The 15,584-nt window shown below is 68.1% G+C and carries 19 protein-coding genes and 1 riboswitch; of the genes, 13 read left to right on the plus strand and 6 right to left on the minus strand.

Annotation, left to right across the window (positions count from 1 at the left end):
* Nucleotide 1: 1 nt before the first annotated feature.
* Nucleotides 2-589, plus strand: coding sequence for a TetR/AcrR family transcriptional regulator (locus DIZ26_RS24315; RefSeq protein WP_112245298.1), 588 nt, complete (start codon nt 2-4; stop codon nt 587-589).
* 30 nt (nt 590-619) lie between these two features.
* The gene (locus tag DIZ26_RS24320) at nt 620-817 is read left to right on the plus strand and encodes a hypothetical protein (RefSeq protein WP_112245299.1); all 198 of its coding nucleotides are present in this window, start codon (nt 620-622) and stop codon (nt 815-817) included.
* Nucleotides 818-902: 85 nt separating this feature from the next.
* Here DIZ26_RS24320 and DIZ26_RS24325 read toward each other — a convergent pair whose 3' ends face one another.
* Together DIZ26_RS24325 and DIZ26_RS24330 are read right to left on the minus strand one after the other, a co-directional pair.
* Nucleotides 903-1,772, minus strand: a complete 870-nt coding sequence (locus DIZ26_RS24325) for an SCO6745 family protein (RefSeq protein WP_112245301.1) — start codon at nt 1,770-1,772, stop codon at nt 903-905.
* A 12-nt stretch (nt 1,773-1,784) separates the two neighbouring features.
* Nucleotides 1,785-2,291, minus strand: a complete 507-nt coding sequence (locus DIZ26_RS24330) for a GNAT family N-acetyltransferase (protein ID WP_232828564.1) — start codon at nt 2,289-2,291, stop codon at nt 1,785-1,787.
* Between the two features lie 72 nt (nt 2,292-2,363).
* On the opposite strand from DIZ26_RS24330, the gene DIZ26_RS24335 reads away from it, so the two are divergent.
* Nucleotides 2,364-3,488, plus strand: a complete 1,125-nt coding sequence (locus tag DIZ26_RS24335; RefSeq protein ID WP_112245303.1) for a calcium:proton antiporter — start codon at nt 2,364-2,366, stop codon at nt 3,486-3,488.
* On the opposite strand, the gene DIZ26_RS24340 is transcribed toward DIZ26_RS24335, so the two are convergent.
* On the minus strand, nt 3,478-4,932 hold the full coding sequence (locus DIZ26_RS24340) for an ankyrin repeat domain-containing protein (RefSeq protein ID WP_112245305.1): 1,455 nt from the start codon (nt 4,930-4,932) through the stop codon (nt 3,478-3,480). The genes DIZ26_RS24335 and DIZ26_RS24340 overlap by 11 nt on opposite strands.
* A 196-nt stretch (nt 4,933-5,128) precedes the next feature.
* Between DIZ26_RS24340 and DIZ26_RS24345 the strand changes: the two genes are divergently transcribed.
* The 4 genes from DIZ26_RS24345 to DIZ26_RS24360 all read left to right on the plus strand — a co-directional run bounded on the left by DIZ26_RS24345 (nt 5,129) and on the right by DIZ26_RS24360 (nt 7,827).
* Complete coding sequence (locus DIZ26_RS24345) at nt 5,129-6,163, plus strand: amidohydrolase family protein (RefSeq protein ID WP_112245307.1); 1,035 nt, start codon at nt 5,129-5,131, stop codon at nt 6,161-6,163.
* A gap of 91 nt (nt 6,164-6,254) precedes the next feature.
* Complete coding sequence (locus DIZ26_RS24350) at nt 6,255-6,752, plus strand: hypothetical protein (RefSeq protein WP_198676254.1); 498 nt, start codon at nt 6,255-6,257, stop codon at nt 6,750-6,752.
* Nucleotides 6,753-6,755: 3 nt separating this feature from the next.
* On the plus strand, nt 6,756-7,187 hold the full coding sequence (locus DIZ26_RS24355; RefSeq protein ID WP_112245308.1) for a thiol-disulfide oxidoreductase DCC family protein: 432 nt from the start codon (nt 6,756-6,758) through the stop codon (nt 7,185-7,187).
* Complete coding sequence (locus DIZ26_RS24360; protein WP_112245310.1) at nt 7,159-7,827, plus strand: TetR family transcriptional regulator; 669 nt, start codon at nt 7,159-7,161, stop codon at nt 7,825-7,827. The genes DIZ26_RS24355 and DIZ26_RS24360 overlap by 29 nt, the downstream gene beginning before the upstream one ends.
* Here DIZ26_RS24360 and DIZ26_RS24365 read toward each other — a convergent pair whose 3' ends face one another.
* Nucleotides 7,828-8,343, minus strand: coding sequence for a DinB family protein (locus tag DIZ26_RS24365; protein ID WP_112245312.1), 516 nt, complete (start codon nt 8,341-8,343; stop codon nt 7,828-7,830).
* Nucleotides 8,344-8,594: 251 nt separating this feature from the next.
* On the opposite strand from DIZ26_RS24365, the gene DIZ26_RS24370 reads away from it, so the two are divergent.
* A complete protein-coding gene (locus tag DIZ26_RS24370) occupies nt 8,595-10,310 on the plus strand; it encodes a DEAD/DEAH box helicase (RefSeq protein ID WP_232828565.1) in 1,716 nt (571 codons plus the stop codon).
* A gap of 93 nt (nt 10,311-10,403) precedes the next feature.
* Here the strand turns inward: DIZ26_RS24370 and DIZ26_RS24375 are convergent, their stop codons facing one another.
* A complete protein-coding gene (locus DIZ26_RS24375) occupies nt 10,404-10,913 on the minus strand; it encodes a hypothetical protein (protein WP_112245314.1) in 510 nt (169 codons plus the stop codon).
* 64 nt (nt 10,914-10,977) lie between these two features.
* Here DIZ26_RS24375 and DIZ26_RS24380 point away from each other — a divergent pair, with 64 nt between their 5' ends.
* The 3 genes from DIZ26_RS24380 (at nt 10,978) to DIZ26_RS24390 (ending at nt 13,749) form a co-directional block, all read left to right on the plus strand.
* Nucleotides 10,978-11,901, plus strand: a complete 924-nt coding sequence (locus DIZ26_RS24380; protein ID WP_198676255.1) for a phosphotriesterase family protein — start codon at nt 10,978-10,980, stop codon at nt 11,899-11,901.
* Nucleotides 11,898-12,266 carry a DUF1304 domain-containing protein gene (locus DIZ26_RS24385; RefSeq protein WP_112245318.1) on the plus strand — a complete coding sequence of 123 codons (369 nt, stop codon included), beginning with the start codon at nt 11,898-11,900 and terminating at the stop codon, nt 12,264-12,266. Before DIZ26_RS24380 ends, DIZ26_RS24385 begins: the two co-directional genes overlap by 4 nt.
* A gap of 79 nt (nt 12,267-12,345) precedes the next feature.
* Nucleotides 12,346-13,749 (plus strand): MFS transporter, encoded by a 1,404-nt coding sequence (locus DIZ26_RS24390; RefSeq protein WP_112245320.1) that lies wholly within the window; start codon nt 12,346-12,348, stop codon nt 13,747-13,749.
* Nucleotides 13,750-13,752: 3 nt separating this feature from the next.
* Here DIZ26_RS24390 and DIZ26_RS24395 read toward each other — a convergent pair whose 3' ends face one another.
* Nucleotides 13,753-14,391 carry a LysE family translocator gene (locus DIZ26_RS24395; protein WP_112245322.1) on the minus strand — a complete coding sequence of 213 codons (639 nt, stop codon included), beginning with the start codon at nt 14,389-14,391 and terminating at the stop codon, nt 13,753-13,755.
* A 126-nt stretch (nt 14,392-14,517) separates the two neighbouring features.
* Here DIZ26_RS24395 and DIZ26_RS24400 point away from each other — a divergent pair, with 126 nt between their 5' ends.
* Complete coding sequence (locus DIZ26_RS24400) at nt 14,518-15,141, plus strand: hypothetical protein (protein ID WP_157979801.1); 624 nt, start codon at nt 14,518-14,520, stop codon at nt 15,139-15,141.
* Nucleotides 15,142-15,249: 108 nt separating this feature from the next.
* Nucleotides 15,250-15,316: riboswitch (cobalamin riboswitch) on the plus strand.
* 53 nt (nt 15,317-15,369) lie between these two features.
* Complete coding sequence (locus tag DIZ26_RS24405) at nt 15,370-15,573, plus strand: CbtB domain-containing protein (protein WP_112245326.1); 204 nt, start codon at nt 15,370-15,372, stop codon at nt 15,571-15,573.
* The last annotated feature ends 11 nt before the right edge of the window (nt 15,574-15,584 follow it).

A 15,584-nucleotide genomic window follows, 5' to 3' on the forward strand; every position in this document is an offset into this window, starting at 1 on the left:
CATGGGAAATCGCGAGGCTTTGATCGAAGGCGCCAAGACGTGCCTGATGGAGAAGGGCTACCACCGCACGACCGCCCGGGACATCGCCACCGCGGCCGGCGTCAGCCTGGCCGCGATCGGCTACCACTTCGGGTCGAAGGACGAGCTGATGAACGAGGCGATGCGCGCGGCCCTGGACGAGTGGGGCGCAGAAGTCGGTACGGCGATGGCGGCCGGGCTCGGCGCCGACGCGACTGCCCAGGAGCGCTTCGTGGAGACGTGGCGGCTGGCCGTGAGCACGCTGTCGACGCCGAGCACCCGGGCGCTGTGGGTCACTCAGTTCGAGCTGCTCAGTGCGGGCGCCCATCAGTCGGAGCTGCTGAAGGAGCTCGCGAACTTCCAAGGAGAAGCACGCGAGGGAGTCGCCACGCTGTTCGGGGTTGTAGGGCCGGACACGCCGCAGGACGAGGTGCAGTTGGTGGGGTCGTTTCTGCAAGCGCTGCTGCTCGGCGTTGTCGTGCAGTGGTTGTTCGACCCCGCCAAGGCTCCCAGCGGCGAGGACCTGGCCAAAGCCCTGGAGCTGGTCTCCGCTCGAGTCCAGGAGCGCTAGTGTCAGCAGGGTCTGCCGAAGGGGACTGGGATGAAGAAGGCCGTACTGATCGCGCTCGGCGTGCTGTTGACCGTCGCCGGAGTGGTGTGGGCACTGCAGGGGCTCGGGTACGTCGGTGGGAGTTCGATGACCGGCAAGAGCTTCTGGGCGATCGTCGGCCCGCTCGTCGCAGCGCTGGGCGTCTCACTCCTCTACGTAACCTTGCGCGGCCCCCAGCGACGCCGCTAGTGCCGCTGCGACCCCGCTAGTGCCGCAGCGACGCCCTGTCGTCTTCCCAGCGGTTGAGGAAGTGGTTGATCAGCGCGCCACGCCGCTAGTGGGGTAGCTCGTCTTTGTCCCAGCGCATTGCCATCGGGTTGTCGGCCGGGACCAAGCCTGACGCCATGATCGCGCCGCTGATCGGGCGGACCAGACGGTCGAGTTCCTCGGTCGCGGCGTCGCCGAGCTTCGCCCAGCCCTGCTCAGCCAGCGCGTCAGTGGTGTCCTCCACCTGCCGGCGCAGTGCCCAGCCCTTCTCGGTCAGCGTGCCGTCAGCCGCCAGTAGTCCGCGGCTCCTGAGGTCCTCTTCAGCCTCCGCCCATTCCTCGTCGCTCCAGCGTCGACTGGCCTGGTAGACCGCCTTGGACGGACCGCCTGCCGCAGAGATGGTGACGTTCGCCTGGCAGGGGCTCAGTCCTGCAGTAACCAGCGCGGACACGTGCCCGTCCCCACGCGACTCCCTGAGGATCGTGGTCGCGTGCCACAGAACCAGGTGTGGCTCGTCGGGCCAGTCCAGCGCGGCGTTGGCCGCGGCGATCGGCCGGCCGCCGAGCGGTGCCACCTCGGCGGCTCGGCGCGCCAGCTCCGCAGTACGGCGTAGGGGCGTGCTCGTCTCGGGCAGCATTCGGCGTACTGCGTCGTCGACGGCCTGCAGCCGGGTTGCCACCAGTTGCTCGGGTGTGGCGAAGCTCCAGGCGTCGGGAATCGCTCTGGCGACCATCGAGGGGTGGAAGTTGTAGAAGACTGCGGTGACGAGGTCAGGGCCGACCGGGCCGAGGGGAGCGGCTCGGCAGGCGAAGTAGCTCATCCACCCGCCGCGCAGACCGAGTGCGTCGGTGGCCTGCCGGGTCTCCGGGGCGAAGTAGGTGATCGCGTGGTACGGCTCGAGAACTTTCCACATCCGGCGTGCGCGGGTCTGCGACATAGGTCGAGTTAATCAAAGGCTCCGGTGCATGACGTGCAGACCGACGTAACCATGGGCCGGGTGCAGGAACGCCTCGGGCACTGTGCCGATGATTTTGAAGCCCAGGTCCTGCCACAGCTTGACCGCGCGCTCGTTGGTCTCCACCACCGCGTTGAACTGGATCGACCGGAACCCGGAGGCGGCCGCCCAGTCGATCATGTCCTGGCAGAGCGCCCGGCCGACGCCGCGGCCGCGCCGCGAGGAGTCGACCATGAAGCTCGCGCTGGCGACGTGCGAACCGGGACCGGGCCGGTTCGGGTACATGTTGGCACTGCCGAGAACGGTGCCGTCGGCATCGACCGCGACCGTGGTCCGGCTCAGCGCCGATCCCGACGGCGACATCCACAGGGCGCGCGCCTGGTCGAAGGTCAGCTCCGGGTCGTAGGCGTAGGTCTCCTGCGCGGTGACGATCTCGCGGAAGAACGGCCAGATCGCCGGCCAGTCGTCCGTGACCGCATCTCTCAGCTTCAACGTCTCCATGATGCGAAAAGCATCACCCCGGCGGCGGCGGATGCCAACTGAATTGCCGCCCGCCCAATAGACTCGCTGGGGATGACAGACACGGTTGTCCATGGGTTGCCGCGCTGGAGTCTGGCCGTGCCCCCGCTCGCTCTCGTCGTACTGGTGCTGTCCTGGGGTCGGGACCTCGGCGTCCTGCTGCTGATCGTGGTCTGCGCCGGTCTCGGTGCCGCCGTGATCGCGGCCGTTCATCATGCCGAGGTGGTCGCGCACCGGGTCGGTGAACCGTTCGGCACGCTGATCCTCGCGCTCGCGGTGACCATCATCGAGGTCGCGCTGATTGTCACGCTGATGGCCTCGGGCGGTGACAAGGCCGCCTCCCTGGCGCGGGACACGGTGTTCGCCGCGGTGATGATCACTTGCAACGGCATCCTCGGTCTCGCGCTGGTCGCCGGGTCGCTGCGGCACAAGTCGCAGGCGTTCCGGGTGCATGCGTCCGGGAGTGCGCTCGCGGTGATGACCGCACTGGTGACGCTGAGCCTGGTGCTGCCCACCTTCACAACCAGTACGCCGGGAGCCACGTTCAGCTCAGCACAGCTCGCCTTCGCCGGGGTGGCGTCGCTGGTGATGTACGGCGTGTTCGTGTTCGTCCAGACCATTCGGCACCGCGACTACTTCCTTCCTGTCGCTACTGAAGAGGCCACGATCCAGGCAGACGGCGATGACGAGGACGCCGGTGTGGTGCACGCTGCAGCTCCTAGTGGGCGGGTGGCGCTGACCAGCCTCGGTCTGCTGTTCGTCTGCTTGATCGCCGTGGTGGGGTTGGCGAAGACGGTGTCGCCGAAGCTGGAGTCGGCGGTCGAGTCCGCTGGTGCGCCGCTGGCGGTCGTCGGCGTGGTGATCGCGCTGCTGGTGCTACTGCCGGAGACGGTCGCCGCAGTACGGGCTGCACTGCGGGACCGCCTCCAGACCAGCCTGAACCTCGCGCTCGGTTCGGCGCTGGCGAGCATCGGACTGACCATCCCTGCGATCGCGGTGGCATCGATCTGGCTCGACGGACCGCTCGTGCTCGGGTTGGGCAGTAAGGAACTCGTGCTGTTCATCCTGACCGTCGTGGTGAGCATGCTGACCCTCGCGACCGGGCGTGCCACGTTGCTCCAGGGCGCAGTTCACCTGATGATCTTCGGGTCTTTCCTGTTCCTCACAGTCAGCCCGTGATCGATTTCTCCAGCGTGTCGAGGTAGTCCACGACGTCCTGGTGGTGGCTGTGCTGGGCCCAGCCGCGCGGGGTGGCGTGGTACTGCGGATCCTCGACCGTCGGATCCGCACCGAGCTCGATCAGCTTGCGCACGGTGTCGAGATGGCCGTTCACCGCAGCCAGGTGCAACGGTGTCCTGAACCGGCTGACGTTGAGGTCGAAGCCCAGCTTCTGAAGGGGTTCCAGAGCGTGGGTCGCGCCGATCTCGGCGACCCGGAGCGGCAGCATCGGGTTGCGCGCCACGGCGCGGGCGGCGAGATCCGGATCCGCGTCGACGCGGTCGCCACGCAGTACGGCGGCGTAGAGCTCGTTCACGTCGTCGAGTGGGGCTGCGCCCTTGGCCAGCAGGAGTTCGGCGATCTCGGTGTGCCCTTGGATCGCGGCCAGTTCGTAGGCGCGATGACCGCCGAAGCCGGGGTGTTCCGTACCGCGGCCGTCCGGGTCGATGCCTTGCGCCAGGACGAGTTCGACCCGATGGAGTAGTCCTTCGTGTGAGGCGAAGACCAGTTCGTCCTCGAGGAGTTGGCGCGGAGTCGGATGGGCCGTCGTCATCCGCTCGTGCCACGGCCCACCGTCGCCCTGGCCGAGCCCGAACTCCAGCAGCAGTTCGAGATGCGCATCGTCGTACGGCGGTGGACAGCCGGGACCGCAGTTGTACATGGTCTGGCTGTCGTTGGGGTCTGCACCGGCTTCGAGCAGCAGCCGCGCGAGTTCCAGCCGGTTCTGGTGTGGGGGCTGGTCGTTCTCGCCGCGGCCGAAAGCCCCGGTGAGCGCTGTGAACGGTGACGGCAACCCTTGCCAGAGGTAGCCGGCGTTCGGGTCTGCGCCGTTGTCCAGCAGGAGTTTCGCGACCTTCACCCGGTCATCGGCCTCGAGCCGCGAGTAGGTGAGATAGACCAACGGCTCCCAGCGGTAGGGACCGCCTTCCCGCGCCGCCGCTGCCGGATCGGCGGCCAGCGCGGCAGCGACCACGTCCGGCTCCGCAGCGATCACCATCGTATAGATGTTGCTCAGGGCAACTTCTGGGAACTCGGCGAGCAGCTGTCGGGCGGTGGTCTGCCGGGCGGAATCGTCTTGCCCGTAATGCAACGTGGCCAGTTTGAGGAATTCGTCGGCGCGCTGCTCCGGAGTGTCCAGCGGGCCGCCGATCGACTGGCGGTGCGGCGATCGGCTGTAGCGGTCGACGAGTTCGAGGTGGTGCACGAGCCGGGCCCAGCTGGCGAAACCGTAGCTCCGGGCGAGCACCAACTGTGCTCCGGCGAGATTGCCGACGTCGGCCGGGGAGAACTCGGCGGCCAGCGCGAGTGCCTCGGGATCGGCTGCCTGGACCTGCTTGAGCAGGGTCTTGGCCTGCTTCTTGAGGTGTTCGAGGCTCGGGTCGTTCGGGAGATTTCGGGTCGGCATGGCGACCTCCTCTCTACGTGCCTGCTGTCCGCGTCGTCAGGCGAGAAAGGAGGTGGGTAGTACCGCACAACCTTGATTTCAGGTGGGCTGAGCCCTTCCCGCGGACCGGTGGCACCCTGCGTGCCTGCGCACGACTGTACTCCGGCCCGTCGGCAGTTGTCAGTCCCTGAACCCTTTGCGAGGCACGATGCCGGGTATGACGCGCTGGATGTTCGACGGAATCGGTCTACCGGCCGGGGAGCCGGTCCACCTCGAAGCCGGAACCGGTGATCCTGGCGTGCTGCCGGGCCGATTCGCCCTTCCAGGGTTGGTGGATTCGCATTGTCACCTGACAGTCGGGCTCGGCGAGCGCGGCCTGGTGCCGCTCGGCGAACGCGCTGCCCGGACGATGCTGGACGAACTCGGGCAGGCCGGCGTCCGGGCAGTACGCGATGTCGGTGGTGATCGGTCGATCACGTTGAAGCTGGCGGCGAGTCCGGAGGACGGGAAGCCGTTGATCCTTGCCGCCGGCCGGTTCTTCGCCCCTGAGGGATCGTATTTTCCAGGTCTGTACGAGCCGGTGCCCGCTGAGCGCCTGATCGCTGCGGTCGAGGCCGAGCTGGACGACGGCGCCACCTGGATCAAGTTGGTCGCCGACTTCCCGCCCGTCGGCCCGGACGGTCCGATCCGGGGCAGCGCGATGACTCCCAACTACGAGATCGACGCCGTCAAGGAGATGATCGCGGCGGTGCATGCACGTGGTGCCCGGGTTGCGGCGCACGTCCAGACGGACCTGGTCGGCGAGCTGGTCCGGGTCGGCGTCGACTCGGTCGAGCACGGCGAGGTGATCACCGCCGAAGACCTCGCAGTACTGGGTGCTCGTGGTGGCGGCTGGACGCCGACGCTGTCCGCCTACGGCCCGCCTGATCCGAACGACACCCCGGAGCGGCTCGAGCGGCGCCGGCGACGGGAGGAGCACATGGCGGCGATGCTTCCGCTGGCGCGACAGTACGGCGTACGGGTGCTCACCGGGTCCGACGTGTTCGGCACTGTCGCCAGTGAGATCGAGCAGCTCGTGAAGTACGGGCTGACCGTGACTGAGGCGCTGGAGGCGGCCACTACGTCAGCCGGCGAGTTCCTCGGGCTGGCGGGCACTGAGGATGTCGTCACGTACGACGCCGATCCTCGCGAACACCCCGAGATCCTCGGCGCACCGGCGGCCGTCGTACTGCGGGGCACGCGCGTCCGCTGAGCTCGGCGCGCACTGAGACGTGGGTCACCGCGATCGTCTCTTGAACATGTTCAAAAACTGGCTCTACGATCATCGTGACCAAGAGTTGAACATGTTCAAGAGTGAGGATGTGGGTGCGATGACAGTGCTGGCCTATCTGGTCTACCTGGCGATCTCGGTGCCGCTGACGATCTGGGTGGCGCGGACGCTGAGCCACAACGGGCGGGTGTTCCTGGTCGACGTGTTCGACGGCAACGACGACTTCGCCGACGCGGTGAACCGGCTGCTGGTGGTCGGCTTCTACCTGGTCAACCTCGGGTTCGTCACGCTGTTCCTGCGCAGCCGGGACACGGTGGCCGACGCCCGCGGCGCGATCGAGCAACTGAGTATGAAACTCGGCACGGTGCTGGTCGTGCTCGGCGTCCTGCACCTGCTGAACGTGTGGATCTTCAATGCGATCCGCCGCCGCAGTCAGCAGGTGGAGATGACCACGCCGCCGGTCCCGCCGAACAACGTCATCGCGCAGGGCCCGCCGCAGGACGGCCCGTTCCAGCCAGTGCCGGGCATGCCGTTCACCGGGAGCCGGCCTCCGATGCCGAGCGGTTACTGAGCCATGCAGGAGCTAGTGGTGCTGTACGACGCGCAGTGTGGGCTGTGCCGGCGGTTCAAGGAATGGCTGGCCGCGCAGCGCCCAGCTCGGAACGGCCGGGGTGGTGTGGTTCAGCTCGGGTTTGTCGCGGCGGGGTCGGCAGACGCGAGAAGGCTGTACCCGGCCCTGGACCATGCAGCCACACTGCGCGAGGTGACAGTGGTCGCCGACGACGGTTCGGTGTACGTCGGCGACCGGGCGTGGATCGTGTGCCTCTGGGCGACTGCGGAGCACCGGCACACCGCCGTACGGCTGTCGCGACCCGCGCTGCGGCCAGTGGCCAAGGCGATGGTGCAGGCCGCTGCTGGGCTGCGGAGCTGGACCAGTGTGCGGAGTGCTCGGCAGGGAGGTGACTACGCTGACGGATGTGACGGACAGTGCGACCGCCAAGGGTGAGCAGACCCGTGAGCTGATCCTGTCGACCGCGCTGCGGCTGTTCCGCGAGCAGGGGTACGGCAAGACCACCATGCGAGTGATCGCCGCCGAGGCGGGCGTCTCGGTGGGCAACGCGTACTACTACTACAGCTCCAAAGAACACCTCATGCAGGCGTACTACGACCACCTGCAGGCCCAGCACCGCGAAGCCACCACGGACATCCTCGCGGTGGAGAAGACGTTCACCAAGCGGCTGGGCGGAGTGCTACACAGCTGGCTGGAGGTGTCCGCGCCGTACCACGAGTTCGCCGGCACCTTCTTCAAGAATGCGGCCGAGCCGAAGAGCCCGCTGTCGCCGTTCAGCGAGGAGTCCCGCCCCGCCAGGGAGGCCAGTGTCGAGGTCTTCCGGCGGGTGGTCGAGGGATCGGACCTGAAGCTCGCCCCGGACCTGAAGGCAGAGCTGCCCGAGCTGCTGTGGCTCATGCAGATGGGCATCGTCTTGTTCTGGGTGCACGACGACAGCGACGGGCTCAGTCGAACGAAGGCGCTCATCGACCGCTCTGTACCGCTCGTGGACAAACTGCTCCGGCTGACCCGCATCCCCGGCGTCCGCGGCGTCACCAACGACATCGTCGGCTTGGTCCGCTCGGTCAAGCCTTAGTCATTCGCCGGTCAGGCCGTCGGTGCGTTCGCGGAGCAGGTCGGCGTGGCCGTTGTGGCGGGCATACTCCTCGATCAGGTGGATGTAGAGGTAGCGCACGGAGTACTGCTGGTCGCCCTTCGGTCGCCGGAACGTGTCGTCGAGGGAGTAGCCGGCGACCACCTCGTCGGAGAGCCGGATCGTCTCGCGCAGGTCGGCCAGGTCGTCCTCGGCGCGCGCCGGATCGACCAGATCGAAGTCGCCGTCGGGGTGCTCGTGCGTCCACAACGCCAACTCGACCGGGCGGCCGGCCAGGCAGAGCTGGAACCAGTACCGCTCGACCTCGGCCAGGTGGCGGGCCAGCCCGAGCAGGGTCATCGTCGACGGCTCGATCTTCGCTTGCACAAGTTGCTCGCCGGTGAGCCCGGAGGTCTTCCACAAGAAGGTGCCGCGCTGGAAGTCGAGGAACCCCTGCAGGAGTTCGCGTTCCCCCGCGGAGGTGGGTGGGTCCGCCCGGAAATCGGCATCGGTAGGCATCGGCCGAAGATACCCACGGCGGTGACTCTCTGCCAATGGTCCGCCGGTGCCGTACACTGAATGTGACGGCCCGCCCAGTTCTGCCTCGGGCCGATCCAGTGCATACGCTGCGCTAGCAGTCGACCACCACGCGCCGCGGCCACCTGGCTGCGCCGGGCAGGACGACCCCCGAGCTTTTGGAGTACTTCATGGCGGCCAGCCGCCCCAGTAGCACCACGCCCACTTCTGTCCCTTCTACTTTCGCACGGCCCGTGCGCGCCCAGGGTGAGGCCCCGGCGCGTCCCCGCCGCCGGCGCCGTACCGGTGCCGCAAGCAACAACCCCGGCAACACTCAGCAGAGCACCGGCTCGCGCCAGAGTGCCGAGTCGCGTCAGAGCAGCGGCGCGCGGCAGCTTGCCGAGAGCAAGCAGGTGGAGACCTTCGTCGAAACCGCCGCGACGCCGGTCGACGAGAACGTAACCTTCGACGAGCTCGGCGTACCGCCCGGCCTGGTCAAGGCGCTGGCCGCGGCCGGCATCCTCAAGCCGTTCCCGATCCAGGCGGCGACGCTGCCGGACTCGCTGGCCGGCAAGGACGTTCTCGGTCGCGGCCGGACCGGTTCCGGCAAGACCTACGCGTTCGTCCTGCCGGTGCTCGCCCGGCTCACCACCAGCACCAGCAAGCGCCGGCCGAACCACCCGCGCGCGCTGATCCTGGCGCCGACCCGCGAGCTCGCGACCCAGATCCAGGCCTCGATCACGCCGCTGACCGACGCGCTCGACCTGCGCACGATGACCATCTTCGGTGGCGTCGGCGCCGGCCCGCAGATCAGTGCGCTGCGGCGCGGCGTCGACATCGTGATCGCCTGCCCCGGCCGGCTCGAGGACCACGTCAAGACCGGGCACGCCAAGCTCGACCAGGTCGAGATCACCGTGCTCGACGAGGCGGACCACATGGCCGACCTGGGCTTCCTGCCCGCAGTACGGCGAATCCTCGAAGCGACTCCGGGTGACGCGCAGCGGTTGCTGTTCTCCGCCACGCTGGACGCCGGCGTCGACGTACTGGTCAAGCGGTTCATGAAGTCACCGGTGACGCACAGCGTCGACTCGGCACAGTCGCCGGTCGCCAAGATGACCCACCACGTGCTGCACGTCCAGGCCGACACCCGGTTGCCGGTGCTCGTCGACCTGACCGCCGCACCTGGCCGCACGCTCGTCTTCACCAGGACGAAGTACGGCGCGAAGTCGCTCACGAAGAAGCTCATCGCGCAGGGTGTTCCGGCCGTCGAGCTGCACGGCAACCTGTCCCAAGGCGCCCGGACCCGGAACCTGGAGGCCTTCTCCGACGGTTCCGCCAAGACGCTGGTCGCGACCGACATCGCGGCGCGTGGCATCCACGTCGACGACGTCACGCTGGTGATCCACGCTGACCCGCCGATCGAGCACAAGGCGTACCTGCACCGCTCCGGCCGTACTGCGCGCGCCGGCGCCGAGGGCACGGTCGTCACGCTGATGACCGACGAGCAGGTCCGTGATGTGCGCGACCTGACTCGCAAGGCCGGCATCGCAGCGACGGTGACCAAGCTCCGCGTCGGCGACCCGCTGCTCGCCAAGCTGGCTCCCGGCGAACGCACCTTCGTCGAGCCGACGCTGAGGGTCGTCGAGGACGACTCGGTACGCCGTACTGGCGGTGGCGCTGGTGGCGGTCGAGGTGCTGGTGGTGGTCGGGGTCGCGCCGGCGGTCGCGGTCGCGGTGCAGCCGGTGGTCGTGGTGCAGGTACTGGTCGCGGCGCAGCCGGTGGCGCGAGCTCCGGCCAGTCCAGCCGGGGTGCGAGCACCGGCGGCGCCAAGACCCGCTCCAAGGGCCGCGGCGGTTCAGCAGCGCCGAAGACCTACAGCACCACCACGCCCGGCGCGAACAGTCGCCCGGCAGGTGCCGCAGCCTTCTCCGCAGGCACCCGCGCCGGCGGGTCCCGCCGAGCCCGCTAGCAACAAGCGCGATGAGCTCGCTCGCAACAAGCCGAGCGAGCTCACCGTGAGCAGCATCTGAAAGGGCCCGGTCGATCTGACCGGGCCCTTTCGTCATCGTCCGAGTCTTCGCCGCCAGTCACGCCAGTGTTCGCGAGACTCGCGCACCTGGGACACCTTCCGCACGATGCCGACGATGAAGGCCACTCCGCCGAGGACCGCAATCCCGAGGAAGAGCGTCGGGAGCACGCTGTTTGCGTCGTCGCCATGGCGGTGGCCGATGTCGGTCGCGAGCTGGGTGAGCTCGAACCCGTCCGTGCCGTCGATCTGACCGTCCGCCGCCAGCTTCATGGCGTGCTCGACGATCTCCTGCCGTTCGGCGACGGTGAACCCTTCGACCGGCGTACCGGCACACGCCAGCTCGGCGCCGGTCTTGCGGTCGACGATGAGCATCGTCGGCCTGCACGCGGGCAGATGCCCGGCCGTCGACTGCTCGGTGACGACGACGTCATAACTCAACTGATTGGCCGACTTCGCCACCCCGGCCCCGACCAACCCGAACACCGCGGCGAGCGCACCCCCTACCAGGAGCCACCCGGTAGTCCGCCTTCGCCGCAGATCCATCCCCGGAGCGTCTCACCAAATCCAGCCTGCTGACGAGCACTATCGGTCGGTGACAATGGTGACCATGAAGGTTCGGACGGTGTTGGGGGACTTGGCGGCTGGGGAGTTGGGGGTTACCGACTCGCATGATCATTTGTTCTTTCGGAGTGCGTTGTTGCCTGGGCAGGAGCTTGCTGATGCTGAGGCTGCCTTGCAGGAGGCGAAGGACTTCGTAGCGGCGGGTGGGCGGACCATCGTGCAGTGGACGCCGTACGGGTTGGGGCGTGGGGCGGAGTGGTTGCCGAAGATTGCGGCGGCCGCTGGGGTGCATGTTGTTGCCGCGACCGGGTTTCATCGGGCGGAGCATTACCCGGTCGAGGTTGTCGAGGACATGAGGCCGCGGTTGGCGGAGGTCTTCGTTCGGGAGTTGACGGAGGGGATCGGCGAGACCGGGGTGAAGGCCGGGATGATCAAGGTCGCCGGCGGGTTCCACGTACTCGATCAGCATGCGCGGCTCACTCTCGACGCTGCGGCTGAGGCGCATCATGCGACCGGGGCGCCGATCGGGATTCACCACGAGCTGGGGAGCGGCCCGGACGCAGTACTGGAGTTGCTGGTTGATCAGCGGGGCGTGCCGCCGACGAGTGTGATTCTCGGGCATCTGAACCGGTTTCCGGATCACGAGTTGCATCTGGAATTGGCTGCTCGCGGAGCGTTCCTGGCGTTCGACGGGCCGTCGCGAGTGAACAACGCGACCGATCCGCACCTGTTCGAGTGCTTGGCCGCGCTGGTCGACGGCGGGTACGCCGGTCAGTTGCTGCTCGGCGGCGATACGACGACGGCGAGGGCGCGGGCTGCGACCGGTGAAGGGCCCGGGATGCCGTACCTGCTCACCGGGCTCCGGCCGCGGTTGATCCGCCGGTTCGGGCCGGAGGTCGTCGACAGGCTGTTCATCGAGAACCCGGCTTCCGCTTTCGCGGCGCCCTGGGGCGGTACGGTTCGCTCGTGAATACGATCGCGCAGATCTTCGTCGGCCTGGCCGGCGCCTTCCACCTGGCCGTCTTCGTGATGGAGAGCCTGCTGTTCACCAAGCCGAGCACCTACCGGCGCTTCCTCGTGCCGAACGAGACCGAGGCGGCGATCGCCCGGCCGTGGGCGTTCAACCAGGGCTTCTACAACCTGTTCCTGGCCCTCGGTGCGCTCGGCGGCCTGATCGCGGGTGGCGACAAAGGGCATGCGATCGCCTTGTTCGCCTGCGCGTGCATGGCCGGAGCCGGCCTGGTCCTGGTCGCCTCGAACCGGAAGATGGTCCGCTCGGCTGTCCTGCAGGCAGGACCGCCGATCATCGCCCTGGTCCTCGCCGCCGTCCTCTGATCCTCAAAACACCAGAACTTCAAGCGCACTTGAAGCAAAGCTTGACCTCAAGTGCACTTGAACATCGAAGCTTCTCAGCATGACCACGACAGCCGAAGTCCCTACCGACCAAAGCGATGCCGCCGCCGATCAGCGCGGCTCCGGCAAGCCACCAGGCGTACTGGCGCCGCAGTACCGGGCTCTCACGATCGGCATGGTCGCGCTGATCACGCTGGTCGCGTTCGAGGCGCTCGCGGTCACCACCGCGATGCCGACGGTCGCCCAAGCGCTGGACGGATTGCCCTTGTACGCCTTGGCTTTCGGCGGTCCGCTGGCATCCGGCGTCGTCGCCATGGTGGTGTCCGGCACCTGGAGCGATCTCAAGGGCCCGGCGCGCCCGCTCTGGCACGGCACCGGCTGGTTCCTGGCCGGACTGATCATCGCCGGACTCGCGCCGTCGATGGAGGTTCTCGTCGTCGGCCGCATCATCCAGGGCTTCGGCGGGGGCCTGCTGACCGTTGCCCTGTACGTCGTGGTCGGTCACCTCTACCCGGCAGAACTCCGGCCCAAGATCTTCGCTGCTTTCGCGACCGGCTGGGTCGTGCCGTCCCTGGTCGGTCCCGCGATCGCCGGCCTGATCGTCGAACACGCCAGCTGGCGGATCGTGTTCCTCGCAGTACCGGCGATGGCGATCCCTGCCGCGCTGGTGATGCGGCCGGGTCTCGCCCACGCGGGGACCGTGACCGATCGGCCGGATCAGAAGCTCTGGAACAAGCGCGCGCTGTGGGCGATCGCCGCCGCCGTCGGTGTCGGCATGCTCAGCTACGGCGGACAGCAGCACGGCGTCCTGCAGGTTGTTCTGTTGATCGTCGGACTGGCCGGGGTCGCCGGGTTCGCGCCGAAGTTGCTGCCGCGCGGGACGTTCAGGTTGGCGCAGGGCCTTCCCTCGGTGATCGCATTGCGGGGATTGGTGGCTGCGGCCGGCTTCGGTGCCGAGGTCTTCCTGCCGCTCATGCTGACGCGTGAACGGGGACTGTCGCCGGCGTTCGCCGGACTGGTGCTGACCGTCAGCGCACTCAGCTGGACCTCTGCCTCCTGGTACCGCGGCCGGCCGCGGCAACCGTTCTCGCACGCGGTGTTCCTGCAGGCCGGGATGATCTCGATCGTCCTCGGGATCGCCACCGCCACGCTGACCTTGAGCCCCCACGTGCCGGTACTTGTCGGTGTGCTCGGCTGGGGCCTGACCGGACTCGGGATGGGCACCGTGTTCCCGACGGTCTCGGTGCTGATCCTGGAATACTCCAGTCTCGAGGAGCAGGGCGCGAACAGCTCGGCCCTGTCGCTCAGCGATTCGTTGGCCACGGCAACTGTGCTGGCCGTCGGCGGTTCACTCTTCGCCGCCATCGAGCCCCATTGGCCGATCCCCGCCTACCTGACCGCCTTCGGCCTGCCGGCAGTGCTCGCCCTCGTCGGTGTCGTCGCCGCCCGCCGTACGGCGCGGTAGGCGCTACTCCTTCGAGCCGGTGACCGCGATGCTGGCGCCCAGGCCGATGATCATCAGGCCGCCCGTGCCGCCGACGAGTTCGAGGCGGCGCGGGGAGCTGGCGAACCACTCCCGCGCGGTACCGGCGAGCAAGGCCCACAGGCCGTCGGAGCAGAGCGCGATGGTGATGAAGATCAGCCCGAGGAGCAGGATCTGCAGGGTCGCGGAGCCGGCTTCCTTGTCGACGAACTGGGGCAGCACGGCGGCGAAGAAGACCGCGGTCTTCGCGTTCGTGACGCCGACCAGGAAGCCCTGCCGCAGTACACGCTTGGTGTTGCCGGCCTTGACGCCGCTGGCCAGTGCCGCGGCGAGGGACTTGCGGGTGCGGACCGCGTGGACGCCGAGATAGATCAGGTACGCCGCGCCGGCCAGCTTCACGACGGTCAGCACGACCGCACTGGCGGCGATCAGCGTGCCGAGGCCGAGTGAGACGGCGACCAGCATGACGGAGGCGCCCGCGGTGTTGCCGAGCATGGTCAGCACCGCCTCACGCCGGCCGACGGCGAGCGCCCGGCCGACGATGAACAGCACGCTTGGCCCGGGCACGATGATGATGACCAGGGCGGTGATCGCGAAGGCGATCAGATGATGAGCGGACGGCATCCCCCAACTGTAAGCTCCGTCAGTCCAGGACGCAGCTGGATTCCAGCAGTCTCGAAACGCTTTTCCGGTCTAGTCCGGCATGACAGCGTGATGGTCCCGATCCGCCGAACTCCAAGGGACTTCACCATGCCTATGCACACCCGGCGTTCCGTCCTGGGCTTTGTCGCCGCCTCCTTCGTCGCTCCGGCCGTCTTGTCGACCGAGCCGGCCAGCGCCTCCGGCACGCTCACCTTCGGGCAGTACGCCGACCAATGGACCATGATCAACCAGGCTCAGCCGAGTACGTCGTACTGGGCCTACGACCGCGATCGGGCCAAGGTCGGCCTCGAGTACGGCTCGACACCCGTCTGGCGATCCGTCTTCCGGATCGACGTCGCCCAGCTGGCCGGCGCGCTGATCGACGACGCAGCCTTCGCGATCACCCTCGATCACACGCCGACCGGTAGTCCGACGCCGGTCGACCTGTGGACGACCGAAGCGATCGATCCCGGGTCGCCGGTCACCTGGGACAACTTCGCCGGGTCCTGGCTCAGCCGGGTCGGTACGGCGTTCGGCAGCGCCTGGACCGCCGGCGGCCAGCCGGACCAGGAGCTGCGGTTCTCCGGTCTGGCCGCCGTCGTCCAGCGGACCGTCGACAAGCAGGAGCGGTACGTGACGCTCGGACTCCGGGCGCCGGAGGAGACCAGCAAGACCCAGTGGAAGAAGTTCTACGCCGAGACCGCCCGCCTCGTGGTCACCTACCAGCGCTGAGCCCGAAGCCTTGGTCCAGGTGGGAAAGATCACCCGCCACACCGGGTTCCGTTGACCGTGACGGAACGCGACGGCTACGGTTCGGGGGACAACCTGCGGTGCCATGAGGGAAACCGGTGAAAGTCCGGTACGGCCGCGCCACTGTGAGCGAGCTCCGGCTCGTGAGTCAGGACGCTCGGGCACCAGCAGCCTTTCGAAGGGGACGCGCACTTCCCTAGGAGGTTCCAGATGACCGCACCTGTTTCCACTTCATCGGTCGCCGTACCGGCTCTTTCGCCGCGGCTGCTGGCGTTCGCCCTGCTCACCGTCGGCCTCGCGCTGATGCTGGCCTACCTGGTGGCGTTCGACCAGGGCGCGCTGTCCCACTCGGGCATGTACCTGCACGAGCTGATGCACGACGGCCGTCACCTGCTCGGCGTTCCCTGCCACTAGCAGTCCTGTCT

Origin of the sequence: Kribbella monticola (genome assembly GCF_003261635.1) — a bacterium.
Classification (GTDB): domain Bacteria; phylum Actinomycetota; class Actinomycetes; order Propionibacteriales; family Kribbellaceae; genus Kribbella; species Kribbella monticola.

Coding starts and splice junctions, on each gene's coding strand:
- DIZ26_RS24340 (WP_112245305.1), bottom strand. CDS start 4,932: ATGCCGACCCGAAATCTCCCGAACGACCCGAGCCTCGAACACCTCAAG.
- DIZ26_RS24400 (WP_157979801.1), top strand. CDS start 14,518: ATGCCTATGCACACCCGGCGTTCCGTCCTGGGCTTTGTCGCCGCCTCC.
- DIZ26_RS24380 (WP_198676255.1), top strand. CDS start 10,978: ATGAAGGTTCGGACGGTGTTGGGGGACTTGGCGGCTGGGGAGTTGGGG.
- DIZ26_RS24320 (WP_112245299.1), top strand. CDS start 620: ATGAAGAAGGCCGTACTGATCGCGCTCGGCGTGCTGTTGACCGTCGCC.
- DIZ26_RS24350 (WP_198676254.1), top strand. CDS start 6,255: ATGTTCAAGAGTGAGGATGTGGGTGCGATGACAGTGCTGGCCTATCTG.
- DIZ26_RS24405 (WP_112245326.1), top strand. CDS start 15,370: ATGACCGCACCTGTTTCCACTTCATCGGTCGCCGTACCGGCTCTTTCG.
- DIZ26_RS24335 (WP_112245303.1), top strand. CDS start 2,364: ATGACAGACACGGTTGTCCATGGGTTGCCGCGCTGGAGTCTGGCCGTG.
- DIZ26_RS24365 (WP_112245312.1), bottom strand. CDS start 8,343: ATGCCTACCGATGCCGATTTCCGGGCGGACCCACCCACCTCCGCGGGG.
- DIZ26_RS24390 (WP_112245320.1), top strand. CDS start 12,346: ATGACCACGACAGCCGAAGTCCCTACCGACCAAAGCGATGCCGCCGCC.
- DIZ26_RS24325 (WP_112245301.1), bottom strand. CDS start 1,772: ATGTCGCAGACCCGCGCACGCCGGATGTGGAAAGTTCTCGAGCCGTAC.
- DIZ26_RS24395 (WP_112245322.1), bottom strand. CDS start 14,391: ATGCCGTCCGCTCATCATCTGATCGCCTTCGCGATCACCGCCCTGGTC.
- DIZ26_RS24315 (WP_112245298.1), top strand. CDS start 2: ATGGGAAATCGCGAGGCTTTGATCGAAGGCGCCAAGACGTGCCTGATG.
- DIZ26_RS24355 (WP_112245308.1), top strand. CDS start 6,756: ATGCAGGAGCTAGTGGTGCTGTACGACGCGCAGTGTGGGCTGTGCCGG.
- DIZ26_RS24375 (WP_112245314.1), bottom strand. CDS start 10,913: ATGGATCTGCGGCGAAGGCGGACTACCGGGTGGCTCCTGGTAGGGGGT.
- DIZ26_RS24345 (WP_112245307.1), top strand. CDS start 5,129: ATGACGCGCTGGATGTTCGACGGAATCGGTCTACCGGCCGGGGAGCCG.
- DIZ26_RS24330 (WP_232828564.1), bottom strand. CDS start 2,291: ATGGAGACGTTGAAGCTGAGAGATGCGGTCACGGACGACTGGCCGGCG.